We start from the raw sequence: 20732 nt of genomic DNA on the forward strand, positions 1-20732 counted from the left end.
CGAGCACGGCTGGTATAGAGTCCGCCGCCATGAGCGAGCAGCAGGGCAAGAGTGGAGAGCAGGCAGCGCGGCCGGGAACCTGGGCCAGTCTGGCGCGGGCCATGGCCTCCTGGCGGACGGCCTCCGTCACGCTGCTCTCGTTCTCCTCGGGCCTGCCGCTCGGCCTGGTGTGGATCGCCATCCCCGACTGGCTGCGCAGCATCGGCGTGGACATCCGCGTGGTGGGCATCATCACGCTGGCGCAGGCACCGTGGTCCTTCAAGTTCCTCTGGTCGCCGCTGATGGACCGCTATGTGCCGCCCTTCTGGGGCCGGCGGCGGGGCTGGATGGCGGTGGCGCAGGTGGCCCTCTTCGCGACGACCTTGGCGCTCGCCGGCATCGGAGAACATCCGGAGACCGCGTGGGTGGTGGGCGCGCTGGCCATGGCGGTGGCGTTCTCCGCGGCGACGCAGGACATCGCCATCGACGCGTACGCGGTGGAGGTGCTGCGCAAGGAGGAGCAGGGCGTGGCGGTGGGGGCGCGCGTGGCGGTGTACCGCGCGGCCATGTTCATCGCGGGCTCGGCGGCGATTACGCTCGCGGGCCGCGTGTCGTGGAAGTGGGTCGTCATCGGGCTGGCGGTGCTGTACCTGCCCATGCTCATCGTCACGCGCTTCGCGCCGGAGCCCGAGGAGCGCTTCACGCCTCCGAAGTCCCTCAAGGACGCCGTCTGGTATCCCTTCGTGGGCTTCCTCGCGCGGCACCGGGCGCTCGAAATCCTCGCCTTCGTCTTCCTCTACAAGCTGGCCGACAACCTCGGCGGCACGCTCCTGCGGCCCTTCCTGGTGGACATGGGCTACAGCGACCTGCACCGGGGCGTGGCCCTGGGCACCATCGGCCTGTTCGGCACCATCGCCGGCACGCTCGTGGGCGGAGCGTGGACGACGGTGCTGGGCCTGGGCCGCGCGCTCTGGGTGTTCGGCGTCATCCAGATTGTGTCCAACATCGGCTACGTGCTCGTCGCGCGCGCCGGGGCGCCCACGCCGTGGCTGATGTACATCGCCATCGGCTTCGAGAACGTGACACAGGGCCTGGGCACCGGGGCCTTCTCCGTGCTGCTGATGCGGCTGACGCAGAAGCGCTTCTCCGCCACCCAGTTCGCGCTGCTCTCCAGCCTCTTCTCCATTCCGCGCGTGGTGGCGGGCCCCATCGCCGGCTTCCTCGTGTACGCCATCGGCTGGGAGCCCTTCTTCTGGTTCACCATGGTGGGCGGCATCCCCGGCCTGCTGCTGCTCGCGCGCTTCGTGCCGCTGGGCGTGAAGGACCCGGACTTCGACGTGCAGAGCCGCCCCACCACCCGCGCCGTCACCCGCCCCGTCCTCATGGGCAGCGCCGCCTTCGCGGCCGTCGTGGGCATGGTGCTGGGCGCGATGACGACAGCGCTGCTCACCGCCGTGCAGAACCTGCGCAAGACACCGGAGAAGGGCTTCGATTTCGCCACGCCCTTCACCGCGCTGTTCCAGCCCTCGGGTGTCACCGACTGGGTGACGCTGGCCGGCATCGCCGTCTTCGGGTTGACGGTGGGCCTGCTCACCGCGGCGGTGCTCGCCGCGCGCTCCGGGGCGTTCTACCTCCCCGAGCAGGAGGCGCCCCCCTCCCCCTCTGGCGCCACCGGCTCGTAGCGAGGCACCCGCTTCGAGCCCGGGAGGGTCTGGGTCCACCCGAGGACAGCTCCCTCACATGGGAGATCCATCCGTCGCGCGGCGAGTTTATGTTGGCGGCGACATGGCCCATCCCCTCGCTGGAAAGCTCCCGCCGGAAGACCTCCTCATCGACCCCGAGAAGCTGCGCGCGCGCTACTACGCGGAGCGTCCCGACGTGGCCGTGCCCGAGCAGCGCGTCGCCTTCGGCACGTCGGGCCACCGAGGCTCCTCCGCGCGCACCAGCTTCAACGAGGCCCACATCGTCGCGGTGACGCAGGCCATCTGCGAGTACCGGCAGCAGCAGGGCATCGACGGGCCGCTGTTCCTGGGCATGGACACCCATGCGCTGTCCGCGCCCGCGCAGCAGACCGCGCTCGAGGTGCTGGCCGCCAACGGCGTCCAGGTGCGCTTCACCGACGGCGCCACGCCCACGCCCGTCATCTCCCACGCCATCCTCACGTACAACAAAGGCCGGGGCGCCTCGGGGCTCGCGGACGGCATCGTCATCACCCCGTCCCACAACCCGCCCGAGGACGGCGGCATCAAATACAACCCGCCCAACGGCGGCCCCGCGGACACGAATGTCACCTCGGGCATCGAGCGCCGCGCCAACGCGCTGCTCGGCACCAGCAACGCCGGCGTGAAGCGCACGCCCTACGAGAAGGCGCGCACGTCCCCGACGGTGAAGCCCCACGACTTCATCACGCCCTATGTCGAGGACCTGGGCACCGTGGTGGACATGGAGGCCCTGCGCGGCGCGAAGCTGCACATCGGCGCGGATCCGCTCGGCGGCTCCAATGTCGCGTACTGGGAGCCCATCGCCACGCGCTACGGATTGAACCTGCGCGTGGTGAACCCCACGGTGGACCCGACGTTCCGCTTCATGCCGGTGGACCATGACGGGAAGATCCGCATGGACTGCTCGTCGCCGTACGCCATGGCGAATCTGGTGAAGCTCAAGGACCAGTACGACATCGCCTTCGGCAACGACGCGGACTCGGACCGGCATGGCATCGTCACCCGCTCCATCGGGTTGATGAACCCCAATCACTACCTCGCGGTGGCCATCCACTACCTGTTCCAGAACCGGCCCGGCTGGAAGGCGGACACCGCGGTGGGCAAGACGCTGGTGAGCAGCGGGCTCATCGACCGCGTGGCCAAGAGCCTGGGCCGCCGCGTCGTCGAGGTGCCGGTGGGCTTCAAGTGGTTCGTGGACGGGCTGTTGGACGGCTCGCTCGGCTTCGGCGGTGAGGAGAGCGCGGGCGCGTCCTTCCTGCGCCGCGACGGCACCGTGTGGACCACCGACAAGGACGGCATGCTGCTCGACCTGCTCGCGGTGGAGATTCTCGCGCGCACCGGCAAGGACCCGGGGCAGCACTATCAGGAGCTGGCGGGGCGCTTCGGCACGCCGTACTACGCGCGCATCGACCAGGCGGCCACGCCCGCGCAGAAGTCCGTGCTGAAGAAGCTCTCACCGGAGGCGGTGAAGGCGACGAGCCTCGCGGGAGAACCCATCCTCCAGCGCCTCACGCGCGCGCCCGGCAACGACGCGGACATCGGCGGGCTCAAGGTGGTGGCGCAGAACGGCTGGTTCGCCGCGCGGCCGTCGGGCACCGAGGACGTGTACAAAATCTACGCGGAGAGCTTCCGCGACGACGCCCACCTCCAGGCCATCCTCCAGGAAGCCCGCTCCATCGTCGACACGGCCTTCGCGGGGGCGTAGGACTCCCGGCACATGGTGAAGACCGTCCTGATGTACGTGCTCGGCCTGTTCATGGTGGCCGGTGGCATCAATCACTTCGTGAACCCGCGCCCCTACGTGCGGATGATGCCGCCGTACCTGCCGTGGCACGGGCCCCTGGTCTTCCTGAGCGGCGTGGCGGAAGTCCTGCTGGGCGTGGGCCTGCTGGTTCCCGCCACGCGCGCGGTGTCCGCATGGGGACTCATCGCCCTGTTCGTCGCCATCTTCCCGGCCAACCTCCAGATGGCCCTCCAGCCCGAGCGCTTCAAGAAGGTCCCCGCCCCCCTGCTCTGGGCCCGGCTGCCCCTCCAGGTCGTCCTCATCGCCTGGGCCTGGTGGTACACCTGATCCACGGAATCCAGGCTTCCAGGGTGGGACAGCGCCTGTCCGCCCGGCGGCCCTGCCCGTGCGTCCTTCCTTGACTCCCCCCGGGGCGGTCTTTAGTTTTCACCGTTTCAGGTAGCCCCACCGAAATCCGAAGGACGTTCCATGGCTCGCGTCACAGTCGAAGACTGCCTCCCCCTCGTCGACAACCGGTTCGCGCTGGTGCTGCTCGGTGCGAAGCGCGCGCGTCAGCTGATGGCCGGCGCCCGCCCCATCATCGAGAGCTCCAAGAACAAGCCCCCCGTGCTGTCCCTGCGCGAGGTGGCCACGGGCCGCGTGAAGTTCGACCGCGACGTGCGCGAGGCGCTGTCCGGGAAGTACACCCCCGAAGACGCCCGCAAGTAGTCGTAGGTCCTAGGTTCCCTTCCCCTCGGGCCTTGCGGCCGGGGAAGGGGCCTCCGGGATGAGCCCCTGGGCGCGCATCCACCGCACGGCGCGCGCGGCGACGGCCTTCTCTCCCTTGTAGCCGAGCAGGGGCACCAGCTGTCCCACCGGCACCCAGCGAACCTCGTCCACCTCCACGCGCGGCCCCGGCAGCGGCCCCAGCGCGCCTTCCTGGTAGCGGAAGAGGAAGAAGTGGACGCGCTTGAAGATGCGCTGCCCCCTGAATTGGTAGACGTAGCGAATCTCACCCAGCGGCGCGATGAGCGCGGCGGTGAGCCCCGTCTCCTCGTGGACCTCGCGGCTCGCCGTCTGCTCCGGAGTCTCCCCCGGGTCCACGTGCCCCTTGGGCAGCGCCCACAGAGGACGGCCATGCGGACGGATGACGACCACCTCCCAGGTGCCGTCACTCTCCCGGATGACAATCCCGCCTGCGGACGCCTCGCGTGGCATGCCCACCTACCCTAACCGAAGGAGGCGGGCCGCGGGGACTCAACCACCGTGGACGAAGTGACTCAGCTTCGCCTCCGCTCCCAGCCGGTAGGCATACCGGAGGTCCGCCAGGAGCCTGTCCAACCGCCTTCCGGAGACGTGCCCCATCATCCGCGAGCAGAAGCGCCGGGAGACGCGGTTGGCCTCCTCGTACCGCCAGCGCTCCTGGGACGACAGCTTGTCCCGGTAGGACACCCTGTCGAACAGCCGGGTGAGCAGCTCCTGCGCCCACGCCCCCACCCCCTCCCCCCAGCGGTGCAACAGGCAGATGGCGAACTTGTCCACCTCCGCCTGGGCCTCCAGCTCCAGCAGGGACACCGTCCGCCCGTGCGCCGCCGTGTGCGCCATGTAGAGGAAGTGGCTGACGCCCTCGGCCACCTGGCAGTAGCCGGCGAGGTCTCCATCCAGCAGATACCCCAGCGGCCCGGCCTCGTAGGGCTTCAGCCTGTCGAGCAGCGCGGGGGACAGGTACAGCGCCATCTCCAGCGCGTCCCCCGACTCGTGCACCAGGAGCTCCTCGTCACTGCGCCCCGTGGCGCCCAGCTGGACGGCGGCCTCCGTGTCCACCACGAAGACCTCCGCCCGAGCCTCGCACGTGAAGCCATAGATGGCCTCCAGGTGGTCCTGAACGCGGCCAATCATCGCGACCTCCGTGCCACGGCTAGTTGGGGAGCTGTCCCTTCGCGTTCGGCATCATCCCCGCGTCCACCAGCACGCGCTCCAGCCGGTCATTGCCCGTGCGCGCCCACGACTCGTAGACCTTCAACGCCCCGGAGGGCCCGGCCCGGACCATGCCTCGCGCCGAGATTTCCTCCAGCACCTCCACCACCGAGCGGAACTTGTCGTGCAGCTCCCGGTACACCCCCGCGAAGCCCGCCCGAGGGGACAGGTCCGCCACCTGGCCGTACGCCGTGCCTCCCATCTGGATGTAGTAGTCCGGCCCCACCACTCCGCCCTGGAGCGCGCCGGAGAAGAAGCCCACGGTGTAGAGGGAGACATCCCCCAGCCGCCGCAGCGTCCGGATGCGCGCCTCGCGCTCCTGTTGCAGCGCCTGGTGGTAGAGCAGCGCCAGGGGCTCGCGGCCCTTGCGGCCGTCCTCCTGGCGGTCGAACAGCATGTCGGTGCTGGCGAAGTCCGCCAGCAGGTTCACCAGATAGAACTCCGTCACCTCTTCCAGCGAGACGCGCTGGCGGGAAGTGACCTCGTCCAGGAGCGACTTGAAGAACTCCTTCAGCGACAGGGACGCCACCAGTTGACTCATCGACACTCCCGTCCTTCCACCCGGCCGACGGCGCCTTCGGGAATAAGGGAACGGTAGCAATCGACCCTCCTCGTCGCAAAACCCGCTTTCAATGATTCCAAGCACTTGCGCTGGCACTCGACCACCCCGAGTGCCAATTTCCACGTGCGGGGCGACGAGCGGGCGTCCTTCCACGGCGTCGTGCGCGGCGGGGAAAAGAGCAGCAATGCCAGACGGTTGGCATGTCGGGGCACGGGCAGTCAGCGTCGCTTGACGGGTCGACTTCGCTGGTTATTATCCGCCGCGCCTAGGCGTTAGCACTCGCAAGGTGTGAGTGCTAAATGCCGCGGGTCGTCACGGCCCTTTTCAACCCCCAGTGGCGCCGAGAGCCGTCCGGAGATCCCGGACGGTGGGCGCCCATCAAGGAGCAGACCATGAAGATTCGTCCCCTGCAGGATCGGCTCATCGTCAAGCGGGTCGCCGAGGAGAACAAGACCAAGGGCGGCCTCTTCATCCCGGACACGGCGAAGGAGAAGCCCCTCGAGGGCAAGGTCATCGCCGTCGGCAACGGCAAGGTGCAGGAGGACGGCAAGGTGCGTCCCCTCGACATCAAGGCCGGCGACACCATCCTCTTCAGCAAGTACGCCGGGACCGAGATCAAGCTCGACGGCGAGGAGCACCTCATCCTCCGTGAGGAGGATGTGCTCGGCGTCATCGAGAAGTAATCCGTCCCCCACCCCTTCACTCAAGGAATTCCCATCATGGCGAAGGAACTGCTTTTCGACGTACGCGCCCGCGAGGCCATTCTCCGTGGCGTCAACATCCTGGCCGACGCGGTCAAGGTGACCCTCGGCCCCAAGGGCCGTAACGTCGTCATCGAGAAGAGCTTCGGCTCGCCCACCATCACCAAGGACGGTGTGACGGTGGCGAAGGAAATCGAACTGGAGAACAAGTTCGAGAACATGGGCGCGCAGATGGTGAAGGAGGTCGCGTCCAAGACCTCCGACGTCGCCGGTGACGGCACCACCACCGCCACGGTGCTGGCGCAGGCCATCTTCCGCGAGGGCGCGAAGCTGGTGGCCGCCGGGCACAACCCGATGGACATCAAGCGCGGCATCGACAAGGCCGTCGCGGTCATCGTCGCGGAGCTGAAGAAGCTGGCGAAGCCGACGAAGGACAAGAAGGAAATCGCGCAGGTTGGCACCATCTCCGCCAACGGCGACGCCACCATCGGCCAGATCATCGCGGACGCGATGGAGAAGGTCGGCAAGGAGGGCGTCATCACGGTGGAGGAGGCCAAGGGCCTGGAGACGACGCTGGACGTCGTCGAAGGCATGCAGTTCGACCGCGGCTACCTGTCTCCGTACTTCGTGACGGACCCGGAGCGGATGGAGGCGGTGCTGAACGACGCGCTCATCCTCATCCACGAGAAGAAGATCTCCTCGATGAAGGACCTCCTGCCCATCCTGGAGCAGGTCGCTCGCGCTGGTAAGCCCCTGCTCATCATCGCCGAGGAGGTCGAGGGCGAGGCCCTGGCCACCCTGGTGGTGAACAAGATCCGCGGCGTGCTGAACGTGTGCGCGGTGAAGGCGCCGGGCTTCGGCGACCGCCGCAAGGCCATCCTCGAGGACATCGCCACCCTGACGGGCGGCCGGATGATCGCCGAGGACCTGGGCATCAAGCTGGACACGCTGACCCTGCAGGACCTGGGCAAGGCCAAGCGCATCACCGTCGACAAGGACAACACCACCGTCGTCGACGGCGCGGGCAGCCAGCCGGAGATCGAGGCGCGCGTGAAGCAGATCCGCGCCCAGGTCGAGGAGACCACCAGCGATTACGATCGCGAGAAGCTCCAGGAGCGTCTGGCGAAGCTCGTGGGCGGCGTGGCCGTCATCAACGTCGGCGCGGCCACCGAGACGGAGATGAAGGAGAAGAAGGCCCGCGTGGAGGACGCGCTCAACGCGACCCGCGCGGCCGTCGAGGAGGGCGTGGTTCCTGGCGGTGGCGTGGCCTACATCCGGTGCCTCAAGGCGCTGGAGGGTCAGACGTTCGCCGAGGGTGAGAAGTTCGGCGTGGACATCATCCGCCGCGCCGTCGAGGAGCCCCTGCGCCAGATCGTCGGCAACGGCGGCCTCGAGGGCAGCGTCATCGTCAACAAGGTCAAGGAAGGCACGGGCTCGTTCGGCTTCAACGCCGCGACGGGCGCGTACGAGGACCTGCTGGCCGCGGGCGTCATCGACCCGGCCAAGGTGAGCCGCACGGCGCTGCAGAACTCCGCGTCCGTGGCGTCCCTGATGCTGACCACCGAGGCGATGGTGGCCGAGCGTCCGAAGGACGAGAAGGACGCCCCCGCCGGCGGTGGCGGCATGGGCGGCATGGGCGGTATGGGCGGCATGGGCATGTAGTCGCCCCCCACCCCGGTCCATCCGGGGTGGACGCTTCACTGGCGGCCTCCGGTTCCTTTCAAGGAGCCGGGGGCCGTCGTGCTTTCATGCGCCCGGTGGCGCGCGAAAGGCCACGCCCTTACGTTGGGAATGAAGGAGGCGACACCGTGAAACCCGTGAAGATCTACACCACGAACTACTGTGGCTTTTGCGTCCGCGCGAAGGACCTGCTCAAGCGCAAGGGCGTGGACTACCAGGAGCTGGACGTCACCGGAGACGATGACGCGCGCGAGAAGCTGGTGGAGATGAGCGGAGGCCAGCGCACCGTGCCTCAAATCTTCATCGGTGACACGCACGTCGGCGGCTACTCGGACCTGGCCCAGCTCGACAAGGAAGGCAAGCTGGAGCCCATGCTCCAGGCCTGAGTCGCAAGCGGGCAGGCGAGCGCCCTTCACGGGGCCGCTCGCCGCGCCGTGCCTACCTTACCGCCATGGAACACCACCCCTTCTCGGGAGGCGGCAATGGCAGGTGAAGACGCGCACTACAACGTCATCAGCACGCTGTACCACCTGCTCAAGGGCGCCTCGACCGCGGAGCAGTTCATCCAGGACGCGGAGCGGGCGGGAGACCCGGAGCTGGCGCAGTTCTTCCGCGACTGGCGGGACGAGCAGCGCCACCTGGCCGAGCGGGCGAAGAACCTCCTGGGCGCGCGACTGGGGACGACGGAAAGGGCCGCGGCCACGGGCAGCGCCGGACGCAAGCGCGCGGCGGGCTCGGGCAAGTCCTCCCCAAAGGGACCGGTGGTCAGGGACCAGAGCAACGCGGGGGTGAAGTCCGGAGGAACCAGCTCCGATGATCTCGTGGACGAGCTTTCCAAGGAGTCATTCCCCGCCAGCGACTCGCCGTCGACGTACTGATTGGACCTCGCCCGCGCGTGACACTGGATTCGCGGAGGGTGTTCGTCTTGGATGCCGGCCGTGAGCTTCTGGAACGGCCCTTCCCATCCTCCTGGACGACCTCCGCCGGCGCAGGCGCGGCTGCGGAACGCCCGAGGGCCGCACCGCGACACGACGCGGCGCCTGCACGGCGACGAACGTGCGCTGGTGGACAGTCCCAGGCACACCCCAGCACGAGGTCCCCAGGCGTCCATGGCGTACTGGGGCCACGTGGACGTGCGCCACCCCACCCTCCGACGCGCCCTTCCGGGAGTCACCGGGAAGGACGCCAGCATCCCCATCGCGCAAAGCACGGACGAGGGCCCAGGCCCCACTCCGAAGCCACCGCGCGCTGGGGAGTCGTTCGCCCGGAGGCCCGAGCGGGGACACTCCGACGCGCCACCCCCGCCCCGGTCCACGCGCACGGGGCGCTCCTTCCGAGGAAGGCTGACGTGCAACAGCCTTCCGGGAAGATTCTTCCACTCATGCTGCCCTGACCAGTTCGGGCACGAGCACATGGTGCGTCGGGCTTGCCCGCCCGGTCCCCTCGCACCTAAAGAGGACCCATGATGGAGCCCAGGCCCGAGGTCACCCAGACCACCCAGACGGACAAAGAAGAAGGCCGCACCACCCGCATCCCCATTCACGAATGGACCGTGGAGGTGGTGTCTGGCCCCGACAAGGGCAAGAAGGTGACGACCCAGGATGGCTTGGTACGCGTGGGCTCGGACCCCGCGAGCGACCTGGTGCTGACGGACACCACGGTGAGCCGCCGTCACCTCGAGGTGGAGCGCACGCCGCGAGGCCTCCTGCTGCGCGACACCGGCAGTCGCAACGGCACCTTCCTCGACGGGCGACAGGTGCTTCAGGCGTACCTGGGCCGCGGAGACAAGGTCGAGCTCGGCAAGACGAAGCTGGCCGTGAAGGTGGCGGCGAAGCCCACCGAGGTGGAGCTCGCGGGCGCCGAGTCCTTCGGCGCGCTGGTGGGCTCCTCGGAGAAGATGCGGTGGGTCTTCACGGAGCTGCGGCGCGTGGCCCGCGAGGACATGAGCCTGCTCATCGAGGGCGAGACGGGCACCGGCAAGGAGCTGGCGGCGCGCGCGGTGCATCAGCACTCGTCGCGGCGGCATGGCCCGTTCAAGGTCGTCGACTGCAACCTCATCTCCGAGGAGAAGGCGGAGCGGGAGCTGTTCGGCGGTCTGCGCGCGAGCGACCCGGAGGACAAGGAGGCGCGCGGCGTCTTCGAGGCCGCCCGGGGAGGGACGCTCTTCCTGGATGAGGTCGGCGAGCTGCCGCTGATGGTGCAGGGCAAGCTGTTGCGCGTGCTGGACGCGCGCGAGGTGCCCTCGCTGGACGGCCAGCCCGTGCCGGTGGACGTGCGAGTCATCGCCTCCACGCACCGCAACCTGGAGGAGGACGTGCGCCAGGGCCGCTTCCGCGCGGACCTGTACTTCCGCCTCGCTGTCGCGCGCGTGCGCCTGCCGCCCCTGCGCACCCGCCGCGAGGACCTGCCCTCGCTGGCGCAGGCCCTGTCGCAGACGTTGCGCGCCAGCGTGACGCTGACGCCCCAGACGCTCGCGCTCTTCGAGGGCTATGACTGGCCGGGCAACGTGCGCGAGCTGCGCAACGTGCTCGAGCGCGGCGCGCTGATGGAGGAGACGGGCAACACCAGCTGGCTGGACTTCCTCGCCCAGCCCTCGCGCCGCCCGGAGGGTCAGCCGCCCGGCACCCACGTGGCCACGCTCGTCACCGGCATGCCGTACCACGAGGCAAAGGACAGGGTGCTGGCCGACTTCGAGCGCCTCTACTTCGCCGAGGTGATGCGCACGGTGGGCTTCGACATGAAGGCCGCCGAGCAGCGCACCGGGCTGTCCATGCAGAGCCTCTATCGTCTGCTCAAGAAGAACGGGCTTCGCCTCAAGGACCTCAAGAACGCCGAGGGCCTGGAGAAGTGAGTGCCCCCTCGCAGTTCCACCCCATGGAGAACAACCGCATGTTGCGTCGTCTCGTCGTAGCCTCCGTCGTCTTCACCGCCGCCTGCGCCGGTCAGCAGAAGCCCGCCGAGAGCGCCGACACGGCCGCCAAGCCGCAGACCACCGAGGAGCGCGTGCGCATTGGCAACCAGCCCGCGTTCGACGTGGCCACCTGCTTCCCGCGCGAGCTGACCCTGCCGGCGTCCAATCAGGGCGTGCTGGTGGGCGCCATGCTCACCACCCGGCCGGAAGTACTCGAGTGCCTCGTGTCCCCGCAGAACCGGGGCCCCGCCGAGAAGACGGTGGCGACGGTGAAGACCACCGTGACGGACGCGGGCGGCACCCACGCCATCACCGGTGAGAACCTCACCCCCACGGGCACTCAGTGCATCCAGGCCGTGGTGGACAAGCTCGTCCAGCCCAAGCCCCTGGCCAAGGGCGCCCCGCCGCTGGAGTCCACGGCGACCTTCGAGCACGACACCACGGCCAGCGCCACGGTGAAGTTCGGCGTCAACGACGGCTCGGACTTCTCCGGCGCCGTCCGCCTGGCCCAGCAGGGCTGGTGCGACTGCTACGCCACCTACAAGGCGCAGACGCCGCCGGTGCTGACGTCCCACATGACGCTCACCAAGGGCCAGCCCGTCGCCGAGGTGACGTTCGACGCCTCCGGCAGCACCGAGGGTGACCAGCTCGCCGCGTGCCTCAAGACGAAGATTGTCGCCGTGCCCGCGAAGCTGTCCACGGACAAGCTCAGCTACCCGCACCGCTTCGTCCACTTCAACTCCGGGGCCACCGAGGCCGCCAGCGCCCTGCCCCCCCAGCTGCGCTTCTTCCAGCTGGAGGTCGTCCGCAACCAGCGCGCGGCGGACGCGGCCATCGCCTTCGGCGCCCGCGCCGCGGCGGCCGAGTCATTCGAGGCCGTGGTGGCGAAGTACCAGAAGACCAAGGACTACAAGCTGTTCGACGAGCTGGCCGGCAAGTGCAACGCCCTGGTGGAGGCCGCGCAGGGTTGGGTGAAGGCGCTGGAGGCCCAGCAGGCCGTGGACCAGGCCTCCGTGGCGCTGGTGCAGGAGCTGAAGACGACGGACGCCGAGGGTTGGACGCCGGTGGAGACGGCCAGCCAGACGGCGCTGACCAACACCCAGAAGGACCTGACGGCCGCCCAGGCCCGCGCGGACGCGGACCAGAAGGCGTGCCCGAAGAAGTCCTACAAAGGCAAGTAGTCGGCAAGTAGTCCCCCAGCGGGGCTGAAACGCACGAAGGCGCGGGACCCGAACTTCCGGGACCCGCGCCTTCTGTGTTTCCAGCGTCGTGAGGACGACTACGCGCTGATCTTGTCGTCGTTGGCCGCGCTGGCCTCGCTGATGCGCACGCTGACGAGCTTGGAGATGCCCGGCTCCTCCATGGTGACACCGTAGAGGGTGTTGGAGACCTCCATGGTCCGCTTGTTGTGGGTGATGAGGATGAACTGCGACTGGCTGCTCATCTCCTTCACCATGTCGTTGTAGCGGCCCACGTTGCCCTCATCCAGCGGCGCGTCGACCTCGTCCAGGAGGCAGAAGGGCGTGGGCTTGATGAGGAAGATGCCGAAGATGAGGCCCACGGCGGTGAGGGCCTTCTCTCCACCGGAGAGCAGGTTGACGCTCTGCAGCTTCTTGCCCGGCGGCTGGGCGACGATTTCCACGCCCGGCTCGCCATTGGGGCCGTCGTTGGTGAGGACCAGGCTGGCGCGCCCACCGCCGAACAGGCGGGGGAAGATGGCCTGGAACTTCTCGTTCACCACGTCGAAGGTCTGCTTGAAGCGCTCGCGGCTGGTGGCGTCGATGCGGGTGATGGCCTCGCGCAGCTGCCCCATGGAGGCCTGGAGGTCCGTCTTCTGCGCGATGAGGAAGTCGAAGCGCTTGGACAGCTCCGCGTGCTCGTCGATGGCGGTGAGGTTGATCTCCCCCATCTTCTCCACCTGGGCGCGCAGGTCCTTCAGCTCCGCCTCCGTCTCCGGCGCCAGGGAAGGCAGCAGGTGGTAGCGGTGCAGCTCCAGCGCCAGGTCCACCTGGTGCCGCTCACGGATGCCGGCCGACAGGTGCTCCAGCTCCAGGGCAATCTCGCGCTCGCGCAGCGAAATCTGCGACAGCCCCTGCATCAGCTCCTCCACCCGACCGCGCAGCTCGCGGAACTGGGCGTCCTGCTCCCGCACCTCCGTCGAGGCCGTGGTGTGCGCGGTGCGCCGCGTCTCCAGGCCCTCCGCGGCCACGCGGTGCTCTTCCACGCGCTGGGCCAGCCCCGCTTCCGTCTCCGCCGTGCGCCGCGCCAGCTCCTCCGTGCGCGTGCCACCCTCGGCCAGCGTCGCCTGGAGGCGCGCCACGCGCGTCTCCATCTCCCGGCGCTGCGTCACCAGGCTGTCCAGCTCCTTGCGCGCGGACTCGCCGCGCTCGCTGCCCGCGGCGACCTTGATGCGCAGGCCCGTCAGCTCGCCATTGGCGGACTCGGAGCGCTGGCGCAGCGACTCCTGCTCGGAGGAGAGCTGCCGGACGCGCTCCTCGCGCGACTCCCGGTCCGTCTGGCCGTGGGCCACCTCGCCCCGGCTCGTCTCCTCCTCGTTCGCCAGCGCCATGTGGCTCTGACCCAGCTGCCCGTCCTCCAGCTCCTGGGCCCGGAGGCGCTCGCGCACCTTCGCCAGGTCCTCGCCCGCCTTGTGCAGGTCCTTCTCCTGGCTGGCGAGGTTCACCTCCTCGGCGTGCTGGTTCTTCGCCAGCCCCTTGAGGACGCCCTCGGTGTGCCCCATCTGCTTCTGGAGCGTGTAGTGCCGGGTGAGGATTTCGTTGTAGCGCTCCTCCACCCGGGCCACCTCGGTGGCCAGCTCGGCGATTTCACGCTTCTTCTGGAGCGCGCCCACCGCCGCGCCCTCGCGCTCGCCGCCGACAATCGTCCCGTCCGAGCGGAAGACCTCGCCCTCCTGGGTGACGAGCGTGCACTGGGGGCCACCGGCCTCCGAGTACGCACGCGCCGACGCCAGGTCCTGGACGATGACCACGTCTCCCAGCAGCATCCGCACCACGGGCGCCAGGGCCTCCTCGCACGTCACCTCGCGCAGCGCGTGGGCCAGCACCCCCGGGCGCTCGAAGTCCGGCTCCAGCACGGGCTGCAGCGTGTCCAGCATGGGCACGGGCAGGAAGCTGCCGCGGCCCTCCGCGTGGCCCTTGAGGTACTCCACCAGCTCCACGCCCTTGTCGCGGCTCTCCACGATGACGTGCTGGAGCCGCTCACCCAGGGCCGCCTCCACGGCGCGCTCGTAGCGCTGGGTGACGGTGAGCACGTCCGCCACGAGGCCGAAGATGCCCTGCTCCCGGGCCACCGTGCCGGCGCGCATCATCACCGCGCGCACGCCCCGGTCGAACCCGTCGTAGTTCTTCTGGATGTCCTCCAGGGACGACAGGCGGCTGCGCTTGTCGCTCAGCTCCTCGCGCAGCGCGATGACCTGGATTTCGTTCTCCGTGAAGGTCGCGCGCGTGCGGGTGAGGGCCTCTTCCTCCTGCCCCTTGCGCTCGGCGAGCTCCGCGGCGAGGTGCCGGGTGTCCTCCACCCGCTTCGCCACATCGCCTCGCACCGACTCCAGCTCCGTCTCCTGCGCGCGCAGCCCGTCCAGCTCCGCCTGGAGCCTGGCCCGACGCGCTTCCAGGTCCGTGCGCTGACGGGCCAGGTTGACCAGGTTGCTCTCGTGGTTGGCCAGTCGGGTGGCCACCGCCACCAGCCCGGCGCGCTCCTGCTCCAACCGCAGGGCGACCTCCGTCTGGAGGTGGTTGACGCGGCGCAGCTCCTCCTGCGCCACCTGCATCGCCACCTCGTCCTCCTTCCACGAGCCGGCGATGCCGGACAGCTCCGCCTCGCGGGCGGCCATGGCGTCGGACATCTCCGCCTGCCGCGCCAGCAGCCCGTCCAGCTCCGCCCGGGCCTGCATCACACGGCTGTTCGTCTCGTCGTAGTCACGGCGGCCGTAGGCCAGCTCCTGCGTGTCGCGCTGCACGGAGCTTTCGAGCGCGTGCACCTCCGCGGCCAGCGTCTGGAGGGCGGCGGCCTCCGCGTCCAGCTCCGCGCGGCGCCGGGTGATGGCCTCCTCCAGCTCCTTCACCCGGTCCAGGTTTTCTCGCTCCTCGGAGCCCAGGTTCTGCAGGCGCGACTGGAGGACCTGCTTCTCCGCCAGCAGCTCCAGGTGGCGGTGGCTGGCCGCGTGCAGGTCGATGTCCCGCATGCGCTGCTTGACCTTCTTGTACTTCTCCGCCTTCTTCGCCTGGCGCGACAGCGCGTCCAGCCGCTTCTCCAACTCGCTGGTGATGTCCGTCACGCGCAGGAGGTTGGCCTCGGTGGCCTCCATCTTCCGCTCGGCGGCCTTGCGGCGGGCCTTGTACTTGGTGACGCCCGCGGCCTCCTCCAGCAGGTGGCGCCGGTCCTCCGGCTTGCTGGAGACGATGAGACCCACGCGGCCCTGCTCGATGATGGAGTAGGCCTTGGTGCCCACGCCCGTGCCGAGGAACAGCTCGGTGATATCCAGCAGCCGGCACAGCGTCTTGTTGATGAGGTACTCCGAGTCCCCGTTGCGGAACAGGCGCCGCGTGACGGTGATCTCCGAGTAGCCCTGGTACTGGGGCGACAGCTGGTCCGTGTCATCCACCAGGAAGGTGAGCGACACCTCCGCCATGGACAGGGGCGGCTTGTTCTCCGAGCCGTTGAAGATGACGTCCTCCATGCCACGGCCACGGAGGTTCTTCGCGCTCTGCTCACCCATCACCCAGCGGATGGCGTCCACGACGTTGGACTTTCCACAGCCGTTCGGGCCGACGATGCCGGTGACGCCCTCGTCGAAAGTGAAGACGCTCCGCTCCATGAACGACTTGAAGCCGGTGATGTCCAACCGCTTGATACGCATGCCAGCGGGCTCCTGGAAGAGGCGCGAGGTACGAGGTGAAAAGTGAGCGCGAGGCCGAAAAATCGGCCTCGGAACGATCAGCAGGAGTACCAGCCGCCATCCAGGCGATCAAGCGTGACCATGCCACGCGTGGCCATACGTTCGGCTGCTTGCCCTTCAAACGGGCCAGAGGCGGGCAGGAAGGTCCTCTCTTGGACTTGCGCCCTGGCCGCCCCACCCTACCTTCCCATTGACATTCCTGGAGGTTGCGTACGTACCAGCCCTTTCTTGCCCTGACGCTCCTCATGGGAGCGTCCCCTACGCCGGAGGTAACACCCCGGTCTGACACGCAGGCGGTGGAAGCCCCGGCCCCCTGCCCCCACCCGTATTTCCCGCTGGAGGAAGGGCTGACGCTCACCTACAGGGCGGGCAAGTCGTCGCAGATGGTCATCAGCACCCACGGCGTGACACCCACACCCGAGGGGCTGCGCGGCAAGGTCGCCGTGAAGCTCAAGGGCCGCCAGGGCGAGACGGACGCCACCTGCACCGCCGAGGGCATGAGCACGGGCCTGGGCGGCCTGGAAGGCACGCTGCTGTCCGCGTCCGGCATGGATGTGGAGGTGGTGAGCTCGGAAGGCATGGCGGTGCCCGCGCTGACGAGCATGGTGCCCGGCGGCTCGTGGAAGAACAGCCTGTCGGTGAAGCTCCAGCCCCCCGCGGGCAAGACGGGCGGCATCCGGCCCATCATCGCCACCACGTTCGAAAAGGAGTCGACCGTCGTGGGCGAGGAGGAAGTCACCGTGGCCGCCGGCACGTTCAAGGCGCTGAAGGTGAAGAACATCGTCACCGCGCGCGCCAGCCGCCCTGGCTCCGAGGGCCGCTCCATGGAGAGCTATGTCTGGTTCGCGCCGGGCGTGGGCATCCTCAAGTTCGCCACGGCGGAGAGCACGGACCTGGAATTGCTCAAGGTGGAGCGTCCCCAGCCCGTGCAGGCCAAGTCCTCCAGCAAGGCGCGCCGGCCCGTGAAGAAGGCCGCGGCCGACACGAAGGTGCCCTCGGCGCCCTGAACCAGGCGGCCGGGGCGGACAGCTAGGTGGACTCGCCGCCCGACGACGAGGCGGGGGGTATCTCTCCTGGAGCGCCCTGTGACGGCTCTCCCGGGCCGGACGACGACGACTCCGTGGCCGAGCGAGGGGCGGCGCGGGACTGGGGCTCCACCGTCACGCGCACCACGCGGGGCCCGTCCACCTCCTCCACCAGGATTCGCCACATATCCAGCCGCAGCGAGTCCCCCTTCTCCGGGACGCGCCCCAGCTTCGCCATCAGGAAGCCGGCAATCGTCGTCACCTCGCCCTCTTCGTCCTCATCGAGGTCGAAGCTGACGTCGAGCCGCTCCTCCAGGTCATCCAGCTGTGCCGTGCCGGGAAGCTCGAAGCGCCCGCCCGGCAGCGAGCGGACCTCATCCACCCGCCGGCCCAGCTCCGCCACGTCGCCCACGACTTCGGCCACCACGTCCGCGATCGTCACCAGGCCCGACGTGCCGCCGTGCTCGTCGACGACAAGGGCCGTCTGACGACGGCGGCGGCGGAACTCCGCGAGCAGCTGCTCCAGCGTCGCGTTCTCCGGGATGAAGAGCACCGGCCGCTGCACCTGCGCCAGGCTGCGCAGCTCGCCGCGAGACAGAAGGAAGAAGAGGTCCTTGGCGTTCACCACGCCCTCCACCTCGTCCAGGTTGCCCCGGCACACCGGCAGCCACGTGTGCCCCGCGGCGCGCGCGTCCGCGATGCACTTCTCCAGCGGCTCCTCCACGTCCAGGAACTTCACCTGGTTTCGCGGCACCATCACCTGCCGCGCCGTCTTCTGCGCCATCTCCAGCGCGCGCTCCAAAAGCTCCGCGCGCGCCGTCGTAATCGCCCCCGCCTGCGCGGAGCTGTGGAGGATGACGCGCAGCTCGTCCTCGCTGTGCGCCTCGTGCGCCTCTCCCACCGAATGGAGGCCGAAGATGCGCAGCACCCACGCCGCCAGCCCGTTGAGCAGGATGATGGCCGGATAGAACAGGAAGTAGAACGCCCGCATCGGCAGCGCCACGGCCAGCGTGGTCGCCTCCGCGCGCTGAATCGCCAGGCTCTTGGGCGCCAGCTCTCCCAGGACGATGTGCAGGAAGGTGATGATGCTGAAGCCGATGACCACCGACACGGTGTGGGCCAGCGTGGGGCTCGCGCCCTCGGGAACCAGCCGCGTCAGCACGGGCTCCAGGAGCTTCGCGAAGGCGGGCTCACCCAGCCAGCCCAGGCCCAGCGAGGCCAGCGTGATTCCGAACTGCGTGGCGGACAGGTACGCGTCCAGCTTCTCCACCATCCGCAGCGCCTGCGCAGCGCCCGGCGTGCCCTCGTCCACGAGCGACTGCAGGCGCGTGGCGCGAATCTTCACGATGGCGAACTCGGTCGCCACGAAGAAGCCGTTGGCGAAGACCAGGAGGATCGCCAGCCCCAGGAACACCCATTCCATTCCCATGGCTCAGAACAAGGCGTCGAAGTCGGCGTCGCCCTTGAGCGCGTCGAACATGGGGTCCGTGGACAGCCACCCCATCACCTTCTGACGGTCCGCCGTGAGCGCCGCCTTCAGGTACTGCACCGCGTCCTTCGGCCTGCCCCACAGGGCGTACAGCGCCGACAGGTTGTAGTTGAGCAGCAGGTCCTCCGCGTTCAGCGCGCGAGCCCGCTCATACGCGCGCTCGGCCTCCGCGTAGAAGCCCTTCTGCGCGTAGCAGATGCCCAAGTCGAGCTGCGCCTCGAAGTTGTCCGGCTCCAGCCGCACCACGTCCTTCAGCAACGTAATCGCCGAGCGGTAGTCCCCCTCGTCCATCATCAGCGCCGCCAGCTCGTGCCGGGGGAACGCGTCCTGGGGGTCCAGCTCGATGGCCGCCTGCAGCTCGCGCATCGCCTCTTCCACCCGCCCCTGGTCCGCGTACGTGAGGCCCAGGTTGAGGTGCGCGTCCGGGTACTCCGGATCCAACTCGATGGCTTCCTTGTACTCCTCCACCGCCATCTCCCCGGCATGCGTGGAGAGGAAGCAAGCCAGGTTGTAGTGCGCCGTGGCGCTCTCCGGCTCCAGCTTCAGGGCGGTGAGGTACTCGGTGAGGGCCTCGCGGAAGAGCTTCTTCTCCGCGTAGACGGTGGCCAGGTTGTCGTGCGCGTGCGCCGAGCTCGGGTCCAGGTCGATGGCCTTCTTGAACTCCTTGATGGCCTCATCGAGCCAACCCCGGTCCGCCAGCTCGATTCCGCGAGTGTTGTGCTCGTCGGAGAGCGCGATGTTGTCCTTTTCCCGGGCCATGAGAGCGCCGGGCAATCTACGCGTCGCGCAACAAAGGGTGCAAGGTAGAGTTTCCCTCCGTCCATGCGCCACGCCGCCCTCCTGCTCTTCCTGTTCTCCGCCTGTCATCCCCGGCCCGCCCCCGTGGCGGAGGCCCCTCCCCCCTCCGTGGAGCCCCGTTCTCCAGAGGACGCAGGGCCTCCCGAAAGCCGGGAAGCGACCGATCCGCTGGCCGGCCTCCCGGACGCCGGGCCCCCCGTTCGCCCCATCACCCTCGTCGTAGGCGGGGACGTGACGCTGGGTCACAACCACCAGAAGTACTTCGACGACCAGGTGGCCAAGGGCCGCTCCCGCGAGGAGATGCTCGCCTACGGCTTCAAGGAGGTCCGGGCCCTGGGTGACGCGGCCGACCTCTTCGTCGTCAACCTGGAGTGCCCCTTCACCGAGGGCGGCGAGAAGCTGGCCAAGAACTTCAACTTCCGCGCCCGGCCGGAGCTGGTGGGAGCGCTCGTCACCGGCGGCGTGGACGTCGTCAGCCTGGCCAACAACCACCTCATGGACTACGGCGCCCAGGGACTGGTGGACACGCTGGTGACGCTGGAGGCCGCCCGAATCCCCTACTTCGGCGCGGGCAGGACGCTCGCCGAGGCGCGCCGACCCGCTGTCATCACCGTGGGAGGCGTGAAAGTGGCCCTCCTGGGGTACTTCTTCCTGGGCGAGCGAAACATCGAGCCGCCAGAGGTCTACGCCACGGAGACGACGCCCGGGGTCGCCGGCCACTTCTCCGACGTGGACGTGATGGAGCGCATGCTGCGCGAGGACATCCTCGCCGCGAAGCACCAAGCGGACGTGGTGCTGCCCTTCTTCCACTGGGGCCGCGAGGGCACCTACGTGCCGGAGCCCTACCAGGTGCGACTGGCCCACGCCGCCATCGACGCGGGCGCGGCGGGCGTGCTGGGCAGCCACCCCCACGTGCTCCAGGCGATGGAGCTGCACCGGGGGGCGCCCGTCGTCTACTCGCTGGGCAACTTCGTCTTCGGAGGCAACTGGAACCCGCGCGACAAGCGGGGTGCCCTGTGGAAGGGCCGCTTCGGTCCGGGGGGCTACCTCTCCAGCGAGGTCTTGCCGCTGCGCACGGACCGCTTCCCGGAGCTCCCCTTCCAGCCCGTGCCCGTCACCGGGGAGGCGGCCGAGGAGGTGCTGCGACTGCTGGCCAACAGCTCTTCGGGGGTGGAGCGGATGCTCCCCGAGCTGGCGCCGTGGGCAAGGCCGTCTCCCTCCCCCGCGACTGGCGGGAGGGAGTAACCG

General features: G+C 69.1%; 18 protein-coding genes. 12 read left to right on the forward strand and 6 right to left on the reverse strand.

Going from position 1 to position 20732, the window contains the following annotated elements; genetic code table 11:
* Positions 1 to 29 precede the first annotated feature (29 nt).
* From HUA78_RS00395 to rpoZ, 4 genes are all read left to right on the forward strand, one after another.
* Positions 30 to 1661, forward strand: coding sequence for an MFS transporter (locus HUA78_RS00395; RefSeq protein WP_174453598.1), 1632 nt, complete (start codon positions 30 to 32; stop codon positions 1659 to 1661).
* A 103-nt stretch (positions 1662 to 1764) separates the two neighbouring features.
* On the forward strand, positions 1765 to 3405 hold the full coding sequence (gene pgm / locus HUA78_RS00400; RefSeq protein WP_174475433.1) for a phosphoglucomutase (alpha-D-glucose-1,6-bisphosphate-dependent): 1641 nt from the start codon (positions 1765 to 1767) through the stop codon (positions 3403 to 3405).
* 12 nt (positions 3406 to 3417) lie between these two features.
* Entirely contained in the window at positions 3418 to 3771 is a 354-nt protein-coding gene (locus HUA78_RS00405; RefSeq protein WP_174453596.1) for a DoxX family protein, read from the forward strand.
* 141 nt (positions 3772 to 3912) lie between these two features.
* Positions 3913 to 4152, forward strand: a complete 240-nt coding sequence (rpoZ, locus tag HUA78_RS00410; RefSeq protein ID WP_141644810.1) for a DNA-directed RNA polymerase subunit omega — start codon at positions 3913 to 3915, stop codon at positions 4150 to 4152.
* Positions 4153 to 4161: 9 nt separating this feature from the next.
* On the opposite strand, the gene HUA78_RS00415 is transcribed toward rpoZ, so the two are convergent.
* Genes HUA78_RS00415 through HUA78_RS00425 form a run of 3 tightly spaced genes read right to left on the reverse strand, consistent with a single transcriptional unit; the run spans position 4162 to position 5941 of the window.
* Entirely contained in the window at positions 4162 to 4641 is a 480-nt protein-coding gene (locus HUA78_RS00415; protein ID WP_174453595.1) for an NUDIX hydrolase, read from the reverse strand.
* Positions 4642 to 4680: 39 nt separating this feature from the next.
* Positions 4681 to 5322: a hypothetical protein gene (locus HUA78_RS00420; protein ID WP_174453594.1), complete on the reverse strand. Its 642-nt coding sequence runs from the start codon at positions 5320 to 5322 to the stop codon at positions 4681 to 4683.
* A gap of 19 nt (positions 5323 to 5341) precedes the next feature.
* Positions 5342 to 5941, reverse strand: a complete 600-nt coding sequence (locus HUA78_RS00425; RefSeq protein ID WP_174453593.1) for a hypothetical protein — start codon at positions 5939 to 5941, stop codon at positions 5342 to 5344.
* A gap of 413 nt (positions 5942 to 6354) precedes the next feature.
* Here HUA78_RS00425 and groES point away from each other — a divergent pair, with 413 nt between their 5' ends.
* The 6 genes from groES (at position 6355) to HUA78_RS00455 (ending at position 12435) form a co-directional block, all read left to right on the forward strand.
* Positions 6355 to 6645 carry a co-chaperone GroES gene (gene groES / locus HUA78_RS00430; protein ID WP_002640434.1) on the forward strand — a complete coding sequence of 97 codons (291 nt, stop codon included), beginning with the start codon at positions 6355 to 6357 and terminating at the stop codon, positions 6643 to 6645.
* 36 nt (positions 6646 to 6681) lie between these two features.
* A complete protein-coding gene (gene groL / locus HUA78_RS00435; protein WP_141644806.1) occupies positions 6682 to 8325 on the forward strand; it encodes a chaperonin GroEL in 1644 nt (547 codons plus the stop codon).
* 146 nt (positions 8326 to 8471) lie between these two features.
* On the forward strand, positions 8472 to 8729 hold the full coding sequence (gene grxC, locus HUA78_RS00440) for a glutaredoxin 3 (protein WP_141644805.1): 258 nt from the start codon (positions 8472 to 8474) through the stop codon (positions 8727 to 8729).
* Between the two features lie 96 nt (positions 8730 to 8825).
* Positions 8826 to 9221, forward strand: coding sequence for a hypothetical protein (locus HUA78_RS00445; protein WP_174453592.1), 396 nt, complete (start codon positions 8826 to 8828; stop codon positions 9219 to 9221).
* Positions 9222 to 9808: 587 nt separating this feature from the next.
* Positions 9809 to 11194 carry a sigma 54-dependent Fis family transcriptional regulator gene (locus tag HUA78_RS00450; RefSeq protein ID WP_141644829.1) on the forward strand — a complete coding sequence of 462 codons (1386 nt, stop codon included), beginning with the start codon at positions 9809 to 9811 and terminating at the stop codon, positions 11192 to 11194.
* Positions 11195 to 11232: 38 nt separating this feature from the next.
* Positions 11233 to 12435 (forward strand): hypothetical protein, encoded by a 1203-nt coding sequence (locus HUA78_RS00455; RefSeq protein WP_174468140.1) that lies wholly within the window; start codon positions 11233 to 11235, stop codon positions 12433 to 12435.
* A gap of 98 nt (positions 12436 to 12533) precedes the next feature.
* Here the strand turns inward: HUA78_RS00455 and smc are convergent, their stop codons facing one another.
* On the reverse strand, positions 12534 to 16133 hold the full coding sequence (gene smc, locus HUA78_RS00460) for a chromosome segregation protein SMC (RefSeq protein ID WP_174463076.1): 3600 nt from the start codon (positions 16131 to 16133) through the stop codon (positions 12534 to 12536).
* 284 nt (positions 16134 to 16417) lie between these two features.
* Here smc and HUA78_RS00465 point away from each other — a divergent pair, with 284 nt between their 5' ends.
* Positions 16418 to 17179: a hypothetical protein gene (locus HUA78_RS00465; protein WP_174475434.1), complete on the forward strand. Its 762-nt coding sequence runs from the start codon at positions 16418 to 16420 to the stop codon at positions 17177 to 17179.
* Positions 17180 to 17201: 22 nt separating this feature from the next.
* Here HUA78_RS00465 and HUA78_RS00470 read toward each other — a convergent pair whose 3' ends face one another.
* Positions 17202 to 18626 carry a hemolysin family protein gene (locus HUA78_RS00470; RefSeq protein WP_174467396.1) on the reverse strand — a complete coding sequence of 475 codons (1425 nt, stop codon included), beginning with the start codon at positions 18624 to 18626 and terminating at the stop codon, positions 17202 to 17204.
* Between the two features lie 3 nt (positions 18627 to 18629).
* The gene (locus tag HUA78_RS00475) at positions 18630 to 19445 is read right to left on the reverse strand and encodes a lipopolysaccharide assembly protein LapB (protein ID WP_141644800.1); all 816 of its coding nucleotides are present in this window, start codon (positions 19443 to 19445) and stop codon (positions 18630 to 18632) included.
* A 63-nt stretch (positions 19446 to 19508) separates the two neighbouring features.
* Here HUA78_RS00475 and HUA78_RS00480 point away from each other — a divergent pair, with 63 nt between their 5' ends.
* On the forward strand, positions 19509 to 20729 hold the full coding sequence (locus tag HUA78_RS00480; protein WP_174475435.1) for a CapA family protein: 1221 nt from the start codon (positions 19509 to 19511) through the stop codon (positions 20727 to 20729).
* Positions 20730 to 20732 lie beyond the last annotated feature (3 nt).

This window comes from Myxococcus sp. CA033, assembly GCF_013336625.1.
In the GTDB taxonomy this organism is placed as follows: Bacteria; Myxococcota; Myxococcia; order Myxococcales; family Myxococcaceae; genus Myxococcus; species Myxococcus llanfairpwllgwyngyllgogerychwyrndrobwllllantysiliogogogochensis.

Bases quoted from the DNA above. Each gene is read 5' to 3' on its own strand.
- HUA78_RS00475 (WP_141644800.1), bottom strand. From the start codon at position 19,445: ATGGCCCGGGAAAAGGACAACATCGCGCTCTCCGACGAGCACAACACT.
- groL (WP_141644806.1), top strand. From the start codon at position 6,682: ATGGCGAAGGAACTGCTTTTCGACGTACGCGCCCGCGAGGCCATTCTC.
- HUA78_RS00420 (WP_174453594.1), bottom strand. From the start codon at position 5,322: ATGATTGGCCGCGTTCAGGACCACCTGGAGGCCATCTATGGCTTCACG.
- rpoZ (WP_141644810.1), top strand. From the start codon at position 3,913: ATGGCTCGCGTCACAGTCGAAGACTGCCTCCCCCTCGTCGACAACCGG.
- pgm (WP_174475433.1), top strand. From the start codon at position 1,765: ATGGCCCATCCCCTCGCTGGAAAGCTCCCGCCGGAAGACCTCCTCATC.
- smc (WP_174463076.1), bottom strand. From the start codon at position 16,133: ATGCGTATCAAGCGGTTGGACATCACCGGCTTCAAGTCGTTCATGGAG.
- HUA78_RS00455 (WP_174468140.1), top strand. From the start codon at position 11,233: ATGTTGCGTCGTCTCGTCGTAGCCTCCGTCGTCTTCACCGCCGCCTGC.
- HUA78_RS00465 (WP_174475434.1), top strand. From the start codon at position 16,418: ATGGGAGCGTCCCCTACGCCGGAGGTAACACCCCGGTCTGACACGCAG.
- HUA78_RS00445 (WP_174453592.1), top strand. From the start codon at position 8,826: ATGGCAGGTGAAGACGCGCACTACAACGTCATCAGCACGCTGTACCAC.
- HUA78_RS00405 (WP_174453596.1), top strand. From the start codon at position 3,418: ATGGTGAAGACCGTCCTGATGTACGTGCTCGGCCTGTTCATGGTGGCC.
- HUA78_RS00425 (WP_174453593.1), bottom strand. From the start codon at position 5,941: ATGAGTCAACTGGTGGCGTCCCTGTCGCTGAAGGAGTTCTTCAAGTCG.
- HUA78_RS00450 (WP_141644829.1), top strand. From the start codon at position 9,809: ATGGAGCCCAGGCCCGAGGTCACCCAGACCACCCAGACGGACAAAGAA.
- HUA78_RS00395 (WP_174453598.1), top strand. From the start codon at position 30: ATGAGCGAGCAGCAGGGCAAGAGTGGAGAGCAGGCAGCGCGGCCGGGA.
- HUA78_RS00415 (WP_174453595.1), bottom strand. From the start codon at position 4,641: ATGCCACGCGAGGCGTCCGCAGGCGGGATTGTCATCCGGGAGAGTGAC.
- HUA78_RS00480 (WP_174475435.1), top strand. From the start codon at position 19,509: ATGCGCCACGCCGCCCTCCTGCTCTTCCTGTTCTCCGCCTGTCATCCC.
- HUA78_RS00470 (WP_174467396.1), bottom strand. From the start codon at position 18,626: ATGGGAATGGAATGGGTGTTCCTGGGGCTGGCGATCCTCCTGGTCTTC.
- groES (WP_002640434.1), top strand. From the start codon at position 6,355: ATGAAGATTCGTCCCCTGCAGGATCGGCTCATCGTCAAGCGGGTCGCC.